We start from the raw sequence: 12,242 nt of genomic DNA, 5'->3' as shown, positions 1-12,242 counted from the left end.
ATGTAAGGAATGTGTAAAGCAGGGTTTCGCCTCTCGCTTTGACCGAAATGAACCATTAATATTAATGATAATCATTATCATAAGGAGCAATGCATGTCAGTCCCCTTGATCCTGACTATACTGGCGGGCGCCGCAACGTTCATCGGTGCCATTCTCGGTGTGCTTGGTCAAAAGCCGTCTAACCGCGTGCTGGCCTTCTCATTGGGCTTTGCTGCCGGGATCATGCTGCTCATCTCTCTGATGGAGATGCTCCCTGCCGCACTGGGCACCGAAGGCATGTCTCCGGTGCTGGGATATGGCATGTTTGTATTCGGCCTGCTTGGTTACTTTGCCCTCGACCGCATGCTGCCGCACGCGCATCCGCAGGATTTAATGCAAAAAAGCGTGACCCCGATGCCGCGCAATATTAAGCGCACGGCCATTCTGTTAACGCTCGGCATAAGCCTGCACAACTTCCCGGAAGGCGTGGCAACCTATGTCACCGCCAGCAGCAATCTGGAGATGGGCTTTGGTATCGCCCTGGCGGTAGCAATGCACAATATTCCTGAAGGACTGGCGGTGGCCGGGCCGGTTTATGCCGCCACGGGCTCGAAACGGACCGCGGTCTTCTGGGCGGGGATCTCGGGGATGGCCGAAATTCTCGGCGGCGTGCTGGCGTGGTTGATTCTGGGCAGCCTGGTCTCGCCTGTGGTGATGGCCGCTATCATGGCCGCCGTGGCCGGGATAATGGTGGCGCTCTCCGTGGATGAGCTGATGCCGCTGGCGAAAGAGATCGATCCGAATAATAACCCGAGCTATGGCGTGCTGTGCGGCATGTCGGTGATGGGCTTGAGCCTGGTGCTGCTGCAAACGGCAGGGATCGGCTAAAACAATCGCGCATTAACGTCTCACAACAAAAAAGCCGGGTTTCCCCGGCTTTTTCACATCAGCCCTTTCAGCTGGCTTTGCGCGCGTGCGCCTGGCGATACTCCACCAGATCTTCAATCGTCACCACGGGCATATTATGCAGACGGGCAAAGGTGATGCACTCCGGCGCACGTGCCATGGTGCCATCGTCGTTGGTGAGTTCACACAGTACGCCCGCAGGTTTAAAGCCTGCCAGGGTCACGAGGTCAATGGTCGCTTCGGTGTGACCGCCACGGGTCAATACACCGCCGGCCTGCGCACGCAACGGGAAGACGTGGCCTGGACGATGCAGGTCTGATGGCTTCGCATCATCGGCAATCGCGGCACGTACGGTGGTCAAACGGTCAGCCGCCGACACGCCGGTGGTCACGCCATGTGCCGCTTCGATGGTCACGGTAAAACCGGTTCCAAAGGCGCTGGTGTTGTTTTCAACCATCATGGGCAGGTCGAGCTGCTTACGACGGTCTTCGTTGATACACAGGCACACGATGCCGCTACCGTGACGGATGGTCAGCGCCATCTGCTCAACGGTCATGTTTTCGGCGGCGAAAATCATGTCGCCTTCATTTTCACGGTTTTCATCGTCAAGCACCATCACGCCGCGGCCTTCGCGCAGTGCATCCAGTGCATGTTCAACACGTTCAATAGAAGTGCCAAAAGAGGAAAGTAGCGTCTGATTCATGGTAAAAAAACCTCATTAACATTATGGTTACCAGAATCAGGGCAGTCTTAGGAGCGCCGTATTAGCGGCAAAAAGATAACGTGAGCGGGCCAGGCCCGACTTGATCGTTACTCTCTCCCATCCGGACTCTAACCGTCGGCCCCGGAATTACACCGGATCTGCTGTCCTTTGAGTGGTGACCCAAAGCGCTCGCGGGCTTTCAGCGTTACGCTGATTTACCGCCGGTGGGGAATTTCGCCCCGCCCTGAGAATAAGCGAGATAACTATAACGCGATTGATTACCCTGGGCAATGCGCAGACATAAAATCTCCTTTATCCTGGGGCATGACGCGCTACAATGTTCATTAACACCGTCTTATCAAGGGAAGCCACAATGATTGACCCGAAGAAAATTGAGCAAATTGCGCGTCAGGTTCATGAGTCTATGCCAAAAGGTATTCGTGAGTTTGGAGATGACGTAGAGAAGAAAATCCGCCAGACGCTGCAGGCGCAGTTGGTTCGCCTTGATTTAGTCAGCCGCGAAGAGTTTGACGTGCAGACGCAGGTTCTGCTGCGTACCCGCGAGAAGCTGGCCCTGCTGGAGCAGCGTCTGAACGAGCTGGAAAACCGCAATACGCCAGCGGAAGTAAAACCGGCACCGGCCATTCCACCGGTTGATGAAGCAGAATAACAGCCGCGTATAACGGGCTGTTTGCGAAGATACCCTCTCCTGCAAAGAGAGGGTGAAAAAAACGGGCCAGATGGCCCGTTTTTTATTGGCTGACTTTATTTGCTGTCTTTCTGGATCTTCTTGATGATGTTGGTGGTTGAGCACCCGTCCTCAAAGTTGAGCACCATCACTTCACCACCATTAGCCCAGACCTCTTCGCTGCCTGCGATTTGATCCGGTTTGTAATCGCCGCCTTTCACCAGCAGATCCGGCAAAATACCGGCAATCAGGCGCTGCGGGGTATCTTCTTCAAACGACACCACCCAGTCCACCGCTTCCAGCGCACCCAGTACGATCATGCGCTGCTCCAGCGGGTTCACCGGACGCGTTTCACCTTTAAGACGTTTCGTCGACGCATCGCTGTTCACCGCCACAATCAGACGGTCGCCCAGCTTACGCGCATTGGCCAGATAAGAGACATGACCGGCATGCAGGATGTCGAACACGCCGTTGGTCATCACCACTTTTTCACCGCGTTTACGGGCGGCGGCAACGGCCACTTTCAGCTCATCTTCGCTCATCACGCCAAAACCGGTATCGGCACGACCGCGCACCGCGTTTTCCAGTTCGATCGGCGAAACGGTGGAAGTCCCCAGCTTGCCGACGACCACGCCTGCCGCAGCATTAGCGAAGTAGCACGCTTCTTCCAGAGAGTTCCCTGCCGCCAGCGTCGCCGCCAGAACGCCTATGACCGTGTCGCCGGCACCGGTCACGTCATACACTTCCTGCGCCTGGGTCGGCATATGCAGCGGCGCTTTGCCAGGCTGCAGCAGCGTCATCCCCTGCTCGGAGCGGGTCACCAGCAGCGCGGAGAGTTCGAAGTCAGCAATGATCTTCATGCCGCGCTCAACGAGCTCTTCTTCCGTCTTACATTTGCCCGCCACCGCTTCAAACTCAGAGAGGTTTGGCGTCAGAAGCGTTGCGCCGCGATAGCGCTCAAAGTCAGTACCTTTCGGGTCGATCAGCACGGGCACATTGGCTTTACGCGCGAGCTGAATCATCTGCTGTACGCTTGCCAGCGCACCTTTGGCGTAGTCGGACAGCACCAGCGCGCCGATAGTGCTCAGCGCCTGGTTAATGCGCTCGTGCAGCGGCTCAGGATCAACGCCCTCAAAGCCTTCCTCGAAGTCGAGGCGGATCAGCTGCTGGTTACGCGACAGAACGCGCAGTTTGGTGATCGTCGGGTGTGTCGGAACCGAAACGAAGTCGCACTTCACGTTCACGTCCGCCAGCGACTTGCTCAGCGCACGCGCCGCATCATCAATGCCGGTTAAGCCAACCAGACGCGACTGCGCGCCCAGAGAGGCAATGTTCATCGCCACGTTTGCCGCGCCGCCAGGACGCTCTTCAATGGTGTCGACCTTAACTACCGGTACCGGTGCTTCCGGAGAGATGCGGCTGGTCGGCCCGTACCAGTAGCGATCCAGCATGACATCCCCGACAACCATAACTCCAGCACGTTCAAACTCTGGCAGTGTTACTTTCATTCCTGACTCCAGAAAGATTCACAATTTGCGCGCGATAATATCACACTTGTTTTGTTACGCACGGTTCCACCAGCCACTTCTGCCAGCTGGCGGTAACCTGCGCGCGTTCAGTGGCGAAACAGTCCAGCGCGACGTGGCCAGGCTGCTCCTGTAAGGCCAGGTGGTGCAGCTCGTCGCGCAGCGTGGTATAGGCGCGCGTTAAGGCCTGCGCCTCCTGCTCATCCATAATGTCGTTTTGCGCCAGCAGTTCCAGAATACGCACATTATCAGACCAGCGGGTCAGCTTCGGTTTAGCGTGCGCATGGCGTAGCACCAGATATTGCGTAATAAATTCAATATCGGTAATGCCGCCCTCATCCGCTTTAATATCAAAGCGATCGCGATGCTTATTGCCCAGGTGCGCGCGCATTTTCTCGCGCATCTCTCGCACCTCGGTCTGCAGCGTGCTGCCGTCACGCGGGGTCGTCATAATCTCCCGACGAATGGCATCAAACTGCGTTTTCAGCGACGGATCGCCGTACACCACGCGGGCACGCACCAGCGCCTGATGTTCCCACGTCCAGGCTTCATTCTTCTGGTACTCAGCGAAGGACTCCGTTGAGGTCACCAGCATGCCGGCCGCGCCGGAAGGACGCAGACGCGCATCCACTTCATATAAAATGCCGGATGACGTGCGGGTGCTGAACAGATGCATAATGCGCTGGGCCAGACGCAGGTAGAACTGACGCCCGTCGATTTCACGCTCGCCGTCGGTCATGACGTCTGCCGGGCAGTCATGCAGGAAGATTAAATCGAGATCCGAGCTGTACCCCAGTTCCCATCCGCCGAGCTTACCGTAACCCACAACGGCAAAACCGCGGCCTTCGCGGTCAGCAAGGTGTTTCGGCTGGCCGTAGCGCGCCACCATCTGAATCCATGCCTGATGCACCACCGCATCAATGATCGCTTCTGCAAGCCAGGTTAAGTGATCGCTCACTTTCATCACTGGCAGCGTTCCGGCGATATCTGCCGCCGCCACGCGCAGCATTTGCGCCTGCTTAAATTGACGCAGCGCCTCCAGCTGTTGCTCTTCGTCCTCTTCCGGTACGCGCAGCAGATACTGACGCAGCTCGTCACGGTAGGCGTCCGTTGCCGTCGGCTGGTAGAGCGTATTGGGATCGAGCAGCTCATCCAGCAGCAACGGATACCGCGCCAGCTTGTTGGCCACCATCGGCGAGGCGGCGCAAAGCGTAATCAGATGCTTGAGCGCGCCCGGGAACTCGCTCAGCAACTCAAGATAGGTCGTACGGGTGATGATCCCGCTCAGCAGCGGCATCATGCGCGACAGCGGGACCGGCGCATCCGCACGCGAGCAGACGTTGCTCAGCAGGTGCGGCATCAGATGATCCAGCACCTGACGACCGCGCGGACCAATGGCCCGTTTATTCAGTTCGAGACGGAAATCAGCAATTAACGCCACCACACGATGGCGATCGTCATCGCTCAGGTGCGCCAGCACCGGCGTGGTGTCATCTTCCTGCAGCGCGTCCTGCCACAATTCGCGCCAGTGTTCAGAGAGCGTATCGTCCTGCGATTCACTTTCATCGTCACCAATCAGCGCGTTAAAGACACGGCGCACGCCGGCCATATGCGCATCCAGTTGCCCGGTCAACGTTGACCAGTCGTCGACGTGCATCCCCCAGGCCAGCCGCGCCCGGTTCAGGTCATCGCCTGGCAAAGTCTGGGTCTGCTCGTCATTGATGCTTTGCAGCAGGTTTTCCAGGCGGCGCAGGAACAGATAGGCCTCACGCAGGATCTGCGCGTCGCCTTCCGGCAGCAGATGCAGTTGCTCTATGGCTGACAGCGTCGGCAGCAGCGAACGGGATTGCAGTGAAGGCTCACGTCCGCCGCGGATCAGCTGGAAGACCTGAACGATAAATTCGATTTCGCGAATGCCGCCCGCGCCGAGCTTGATGTTGTCCTTCAGACCCCGGCGACGCACTTCACGGGCGATCATTCCTTTCATGTTGCGCAGCGACTGAATAACGCTAAAGTCGATATAGCGACGGAACACGAACGGGCGCAGCATGGCGCGCAGCTCGTTGGCGTAGGCATCGTCGCTGTCTCCCATGATCCGCGCTTTGACCATCGCGTAACGCTCCCAGTCGCGCCCCTGCTCCTGGTAATAATCTTCCAGTGCCGCAAAGCTCAGCACCAGCGGACCGCTGTCGCCAAACGGGCGCAGACGCATATCCACGCGATAGACAAAACCATCCTGGGTAGGTTGATCCAGCGCTTTAATCAGACGTTGCCCGAGACGGGTAAAGAACTGCGCATTGTCCAGTTCACGGCGGCCCCCGCGTGTGGAGCCGTTCTCCGGCCAGGCAAAAATCAGGTCGATATCCGAGGAGAAATTCAGTTCGCAGCCCCCGAGCTTGCCCATGCCCAGAATCAAGAGTGGCTGAGGAACCCCATCCTCATTGCACGGCGTGCCCCACTCTTTACAGCAGGCGGCATAGAGCCAGTCCCGTGCGGCAACAATCAGCGTCTGTGCCAGCTCGCTCAGCTGCTGCAGGGTACTTTCTTCGCTGACCAGTTCCAGCGCCTGAGCCCAGGCAATACGCACCATGACCCGGCGGCGGAACTGGCGCAGGACGCGCATCAGTGTCGCTTCATCCGCGACCTCTTCAAGTGCGGTTTGCAACCAGCCCGCATAATGCCGCCACTCGTCTGCCTGCGGCGGGGTGCTCTCAAGCGCCTCCAGCCAGTCCGGGTAAGCGGTGATACTTTCCTGCACAAAATCACTGAAGGTGAGCACGCTCCTGGCCTGCTCGCTTAACGATGACGCCGGTAATGACTCAGGCAGACGTTCGCAAACGGTCTGCCACTGCTGCTGTAACTGCGAAGAAAGCGGCATTATAGGGTTCCTTGCCAGAGTTAACGTTTTCCGCTGTGCAGCCAGAACGGCTCCTGCGAAATGGCTTCATTACGGAAATGCTCAATCTCTATGTGCTGACGGGTTTCGATAGCATGTTTCAGCCCCTGCCAGTTCTCCAGCCAGGCCTGCGCTTTAGGGCCGTCATAGGCACCCGACAGCAGCAGCATGCTGTCGATATTGCGCGACAGGCGGATCAGCTGATCGCCATACTGGTCTCCCAGCGGATACGCAAAGGTGGTTTTAAGCTCCGCCGCGTGGCGTGAAAGATGGATATCCGCGAAACGTTTGAAGTTATCTTCAATTTTGGCCTGCGCTTTTGCATCCAGGAAGGCACGCCAGCTACGCGTCACCAGAAACTCGGTCAGCGCCAGCCTGGCGGCGGCGTTTTGCGGGCTGTAGAGCGCCGTTTGTGCGGATACATCAGAGAGCAGCAGCGCTTCGGTCTGGGTCAGCAGGTCACGTAAGTGAGCGCTCGCTTTACGAGGTACGATGCCGCCGAACAGCGCCAGGGTATGACGCACAAGGCTCATCGCCGCTAACACGTGCGCTTTTGCGTTTTTCACATTACGCACCCACAGCTCTTCATGATAAAGCCACTGTGAGAGCGCCAGCTCCAGCGCCGCCTCCATGCCCTGCTCAACGCTGGCTTTCGGTGGCACGTGCAAAATAGTCGTCTCTTTCAGCAGGCGCGGCGCATTCCCGGCGGCCAGATGATACCCCCGCGCCGCTTTGCTCAGGCTGCCCTGACGCAGGCCCGGCTGGCTTACCAGCTTACGCGCCAGCTTCAGTACGTCCTGGACTTCACCCTCCAGCAGTTCGAGCTCCAGCTCGCAAATCGGCTCCTGAAGCTCACCCGCTTTTACCTCACCCTGATCGAGGGCGATTTCAATGCGGCTTTTCCCTTCCGTTACCAGCCATTTTTCACGCCAGAAATCGGTACTAAACAGCGGTTTCACCTCGGCGGATAAGGTTTCTGGCAGCACGCCGTTCGGCCAGACTTCTGCCGGGAAACGATCCAGCTCAAGTTCTGGCTGATTGATGTCGATATTGTATTCCGGGCGCTGATGTAAACCGCCGACCACGCGGCCAGCGATTTTCATCGTCATCTCGTAGCGCCCGTTCGCGCCACGGATGCGCAGTCCCATATCATGGCGGCGCAGCCAGTTGTCTGGCGTTTCGTAATAGATATTAAGCAGTTGTACCGGTTCATGGTGTTCGCCGGAAAGGGTCTGCAGATGCTGACGGAGTGCGTCAACGCTGTCTTTTTCGACGATAAATTTTAATTCGATTTCTTGAGCCATAGCCTTGTACTTTTGCAGGCGTCACAGACGCGTCAATGAGGGCGAACTTCCTCGCCATTTGTTTGTCAGTACATAGTATTTTGCGCCAAATTGCCACGCAATGAGCAATTTGACGGGCGTAAATGTTTAGGGTCGTGACACAGATGATTCTGATTGCTGACGAATGCTTTGCGTAGAGACACTGTTGCCACTACTATCGTTCCACTATTTATGAAAATAACGACTAATGATGCTTAAATTACGCCTGATTGGACTTACTTTCCTCGCTTTTAGCGCCGCAACCGCCGTGCACGCTGAAGAGAAGCGTTACGTTTCTGACGAACTGAACACCTGGGTACGCAGTGGCCCCGGAGATAATTATCGCCTCGTGGGTACGGTCAATGCCGGCGAGGAAGTGACGCTGTTACAGACCAACGCGGAGACCAATTATGGTCAGGTTCGCGACAGTACCGGCCGCACGTCCTGGATCCCACTGAAAGAGCTGAGCGCGGTGCCAAGCCTACGCACCCGCGTGCCGGACCTGGAAAATCAGGTGAAAACGCTGACCGACAAGCTGAACAATATCGACGGTACCTGGAACCAGCGCACCGCGGAAATGCAGCAGAAAGTGGCCCAGAGCGACAGCGTGATTAACGGTCTGAAAGATGAGAATCAGAAACTGAAAAACGAGCTGATTGTCGCGCAGAAGAAGGTGAACGCCGCCAATCTGCAACTTGATGACAAACAACGTACCATCATCATGCAGTGGTTTATGTACGGTGGCGGTGTGCTGGGCGTTGGCCTGGTGCTGGGTCTGGTGCTTCCTCACCTGATCCCAAGCCGTAAGCGTAAAGACCGCTGGATGAACTAATTCGTCTTCTCTGCCAGACTTACGTATTATCTTGCGAAAAGAGAAAACGGGAGTACAGGGCGTGAAGAGTTATCTGGTCGGTGGTGCGGTACGTGATGCGTTGTTAGGTCTGCCGGTCAAAGATAAAGACTGGGTGGTGGTGGGAGCCACACCTGAAGAGATGCTTAACGCGGGCTACCAGCAGGTAGGCCGCGATTTTCCCGTGTTTCTGCATCCGCAAAGCCGTGAGGAGTACGCCCTGGCGCGTACCGAACGGAAATCCGGTTCGGGTTATACCGGCTTCACCTGCTATGCCGCACCGGACGTCACGCTGGAGCAAGATCTCCTGCGTCGCGATCTCACCATCAACGCGCTGGCGCAGGACGAAGACGGCCAGATCATTGACGCGTATGGCGGTCAGGACGATCTGCGTAATCGACTGCTGCGTCACGTCTCCCCGGCGTTTTCTGAAGATCCGCTCCGCGTGCTGCGCGTGGCGCGCTTTGCGGCGCGTTACGCGCATCTGAGCTTCCGCATTGCTGATGAGACCCTGGCACTGATGACCGCCATGACCGAGGCGGGCGAACTGGCCCACCTCACGCCAGAGCGCGTCTGGAAAGAGACGGAAAACGCCCTTACTACCCGCAACCCGCAGGTCTTTTTCCAGGTGCTGCGTGACTGTGGTGCACTGAAAGTGCTGTTCCCGGAAATTGACGCGCTGTTCGGCGTGCCCGCCCCGGCGAAATGGCACCCGGAAATCGATACCGGCGTGCATACCCTGATGACCCTGAGTATGGCTGCCATGCTCAGCCCCGAGGTGGATGTGCGTTTTTCAACGCTGTGCCACGATCTCGGCAAAGGATTAACGCCAAAAGCCATGTGGCCGCGCCACCATGGCCACGGTCCTGCCGGGGTGAAGCTGGTCGAAGGGCTTTGCCAGCGCCTGCGGGTACCGAACGAGATCCGCGATCTCGCCAGACTGGTGGCGGAATTTCACGACCTGATCCACACCTTCCCGATCCTCAAACCGGCCACCATCGTTAAGCTGTTTGATAACATCGACGCATGGCGCAAACCCCAGCGCGTCGAGCAGATCGCGTTGACCAGCGAAGCCGACGTACGTGGCCGCACCGGTTTTGAAGCCTGCGATTATCCGCAGGGGCGGCTGTTACGCGCAGCGTGGGAAGTGGCAAAAGCGGTACCGACTAAAGCGGTTGTCGAGGCGGGCTTCAAGGGACCGGAAATCCGGGAAGAGCTGACGAAACGTCGAATTCAGGCGGTGACGGACTGGAAGGAAAAGCATTGCCCTCAGCCTAAAGACTGAGGGCCGTCGGTCAGAAGAAGACCACGTAAACCGCAGCCGCCACGATAAAGCGATAGATCGCGAACGGAATAAACGAGATACGCTTAATCAACTGCAGGAAGGTTTTGATGGCGATCAGCGCCACAATAAAGGCGGTGACAAAGCCCACGGCGAACATCGGAATGTCACCCGTGGTGAGGAAGCCAATGCTTTTATAGACGTCGAGTGCGGTCGCGCCCATCATCATCGGCACCGCCAGCAGGAACGAGAACTCCGACGCAGCATAGCGGCTAACGCCCATCAGCATCCCGCCAGAGATGGTCGCGCCTGAGCGTGAAAAGCCCGGCCACAGCGCCAGACACTGGAAACAACCAATGATAAACGCCTGACGGTAGGTCATGTCATCCAGACCTTCCGCGCGTGGCGTTTTCGGCTTCAGCAGTTCTGCCGCGATCAGCAGGAAACCGCCGACGACCAGCGCATACATGACGTTAATCGGGTTAAACAGCGATTTAATGGTGTCGTGGAAAACCAGGCCCAGAACCACTGCCGGAACCATGCCAAGCAGAATATGGATAAGCGTCAGGCGACCTTTGCTTTCACCCTCGCGCTGAGGAAGACGGCCAAAGTGGATACCGATAAGCCCGAACAGACGACGCCAGAACATCACAACGACCGCCAGAATAGACCCCAACTGAATGACAACTTCAAACGTCTTTGCGGTATCGCCTTCAAAGCCCAGCAGATGGCCAACGATAATCATATGGCCCGTACTGGAAACCGGCAAAAACTCCGTCAATCCTTCGACCACACCCAGTATTGCCGCCACCAGCAGCGAGTGCATATCGCTCATCTATAAACCCCTAAAAAGATATAAAAAAAACGGTGTCCCACGCGGACAACCGTGAAAGATACAGCTTTAAGACCGGTATAACCTAAAATGGTTTAGCTATTATGACGTTAAATCTTCCCTTTCAGATTTGTGCCACGCTCAATGATCACGCCGACGTTAGCAGCACGCGCCACGGCGCCCGGTTTGCTCAATTTGATGCGTACCCACGGTGCGTTGAACTTGCTCAGCAGCAGCTCGGCCACCTCTTCTGCCACACGCTCCACCAGCGCAAAACGTTGCCCTTCGACGTGGCCCACGACCGTTTCACTGATATCGGCGTAGCTCAGACAGTCATTCACGTCGTCGCTTTTTGCTGACTTGCGGTTATCCCAGCCCATTTCGATATCGAACACGAGTTTCTGCTCAATGGTCTGTTCCCAGTCGTAAACACCAATAGTGGTGATTACCGAAAGTTGCTCTATAAATACAATATCCATCACGACCTGCCTGCTTTTTGGCTAAACCGGATACCACTTCCGGCGAATTATGCGTATTATCCACAGATGCTGAGAATACAGATACATTTTCAAAACGGAACAGCGTTATGAGTGCAATCGCGCCTGGAATGATCCTCCTCGCCTACCTTTGCGGCTCAATCTCCAGCGCCATTCTGGTCTGCCGCATTGCCGGGTTACCTGACCCGCGCGAAAGTGGTTCCGGGAATCCGGGGGCGACCAATGTACTACGAATTGGCGGCAAGGGAGCAGCCGTAGCGGTATTGATTTTTGATGTTCTGAAAGGAATGTTACCCGTCTGGGGAGCGTATGCGCTGGGCGTAACGCCGTTCTGGCTGGGGCTCATTGCTATCGCCGCCTGTGTCGGCCATATCTGGCCTGTATTCTTTGGTTTTAAAGGCGGTAAAGGCGTCGCCACCGCCTTTGGTGCTATTGCCCCTATCGGCTGGGACTTAACCGGCGTGATGGCCGGCACCTGGCTACTGACCATTCTTCTGAGCGGTTACTCGTCACTGGGCGCCATCGTCAGCGCGCTGATCGCGCCATTCTATGTCTGGTGGTTCAAACCGCAGTTCACCTTCCCGGTGTCGATGCTCTCCTGCCTCATCCTGCTGCGTCATCACGATAATATTCAGCGCCTGTGGCGTCGCCAGGAGACCAAAATCTGGTCGAAGCTCAAGAGAAAGAAAAAAGACGCCCCGTAAGGGGTTAGTTATGCCTTATAACCAAATGTGATTTTGGTCACCCTCTGCCTGTGGTAA

General features: G+C 56.7%; 11 protein-coding genes and 1 riboswitch. Of the genes, 5 read left to right on the top strand and 6 right to left on the bottom strand.

Translation table 11 applies throughout. The annotated features are described in order from the left end of the window. Positions 1 to 93: 93 nt before the first annotated feature. Positions 94 to 867 carry a zinc transporter ZupT gene (gene zupT / locus BH714_RS20630; RefSeq protein WP_040018817.1) on the top strand — a complete coding sequence of 258 codons (774 nt, stop codon included), beginning with the start codon at positions 94 to 96 and terminating at the stop codon, positions 865 to 867. Positions 868 to 934: 67 nt separating this feature from the next. Here zupT and ribB read toward each other — a convergent pair whose 3' ends face one another. After that, positions 935 to 1,588, bottom strand: a complete 654-nt coding sequence (gene ribB / locus BH714_RS20625; protein ID WP_014171649.1) for a 3,4-dihydroxy-2-butanone-4-phosphate synthase — start codon at positions 1,586 to 1,588, stop codon at positions 935 to 937. Positions 1,589 to 1,693: 105 nt separating this feature from the next. Further along, positions 1,694 to 1,844: riboswitch (FMN riboswitch) on the bottom strand. A 117-nt stretch (positions 1,845 to 1,961) separates the two neighbouring features. Here ribB and ubiK point away from each other — a divergent pair. Then, positions 1,962 to 2,258: a ubiquinone biosynthesis accessory factor UbiK gene (ubiK, locus tag BH714_RS20620; protein WP_020883634.1), complete on the top strand. Its 297-nt coding sequence runs from the start codon at positions 1,962 to 1,964 to the stop codon at positions 2,256 to 2,258. Positions 2,259 to 2,353: 95 nt separating this feature from the next. On the opposite strand, the gene hldE is transcribed toward ubiK, so the two are convergent. The 3 genes from hldE to BH714_RS20605 are packed head-to-tail and all read right to left on the bottom strand — an operon-like array spanning position 2,354 to position 8,002. Then, positions 2,354 to 3,784 (bottom strand): bifunctional D-glycero-beta-D-manno-heptose-7-phosphate kinase/D-glycero-beta-D-manno-heptose 1-phosphate adenylyltransferase HldE, encoded by a 1,431-nt coding sequence (hldE, locus tag BH714_RS20615; protein ID WP_020883633.1) that lies wholly within the window; start codon positions 3,782 to 3,784, stop codon positions 2,354 to 2,356. Between the two features lie 40 nt (positions 3,785 to 3,824). Beyond that, entirely contained in the window at positions 3,825 to 6,683 is a 2,859-nt protein-coding gene (glnE, locus tag BH714_RS20610) for a bifunctional [glutamate--ammonia ligase]-adenylyl-L-tyrosine phosphorylase/[glutamate--ammonia-ligase] adenylyltransferase (protein ID WP_088202977.1), read from the bottom strand. A gap of 17 nt (positions 6,684 to 6,700) precedes the next feature. Further along, complete coding sequence (locus tag BH714_RS20605) at positions 6,701 to 8,002, bottom strand: CYTH domain-containing protein (protein WP_040018816.1); 1,302 nt, start codon at positions 8,000 to 8,002, stop codon at positions 6,701 to 6,703. 229 nt (positions 8,003 to 8,231) lie between these two features. Between BH714_RS20605 and BH714_RS20600 the strand changes: the two genes are divergently transcribed. After that, positions 8,232 to 8,852, top strand: a complete 621-nt coding sequence (locus BH714_RS20600; protein WP_025203004.1) for a TIGR04211 family SH3 domain-containing protein — start codon at positions 8,232 to 8,234, stop codon at positions 8,850 to 8,852. A gap of 61 nt (positions 8,853 to 8,913) precedes the next feature. Then, the gene (locus tag BH714_RS20595) at positions 8,914 to 10,155 is read left to right on the top strand and encodes a multifunctional CCA addition/repair protein (RefSeq protein WP_020883630.1); all 1,242 of its coding nucleotides are present in this window, start codon (positions 8,914 to 8,916) and stop codon (positions 10,153 to 10,155) included. Positions 10,156 to 10,165: 10 nt separating this feature from the next. Here the strand turns inward: BH714_RS20595 and bacA are convergent, their stop codons facing one another. Both bacA and folB read right to left on the bottom strand, forming a co-directional pair. Continuing rightward, positions 10,166 to 10,987, bottom strand: a complete 822-nt coding sequence (bacA, locus tag BH714_RS20590) for an undecaprenyl-diphosphate phosphatase (protein WP_014171656.1) — start codon at positions 10,985 to 10,987, stop codon at positions 10,166 to 10,168. A gap of 107 nt (positions 10,988 to 11,094) precedes the next feature. Then, positions 11,095 to 11,463, bottom strand: coding sequence for a bifunctional dihydroneopterin aldolase/7,8-dihydroneopterin epimerase (folB, locus tag BH714_RS20585; protein ID WP_020883629.1), 369 nt, complete (start codon positions 11,461 to 11,463; stop codon positions 11,095 to 11,097). A gap of 107 nt (positions 11,464 to 11,570) precedes the next feature. Here folB and plsY point away from each other — a divergent pair, with 107 nt between their 5' ends. Next, complete coding sequence (gene plsY, locus BH714_RS20580; protein WP_020883628.1) at positions 11,571 to 12,185, top strand: glycerol-3-phosphate 1-O-acyltransferase PlsY; 615 nt, start codon at positions 11,571 to 11,573, stop codon at positions 12,183 to 12,185. Positions 12,186 to 12,242 lie beyond the last annotated feature (57 nt).

Origin of the sequence: Enterobacter ludwigii (assembly GCF_001750725.1) — a bacterium.
Classification (GTDB): domain Bacteria; phylum Pseudomonadota; class Gammaproteobacteria; order Enterobacterales; family Enterobacteriaceae; genus Enterobacter; species Enterobacter ludwigii.
This window is presented reverse-complemented; position numbering and strand designations above follow the sequence as displayed.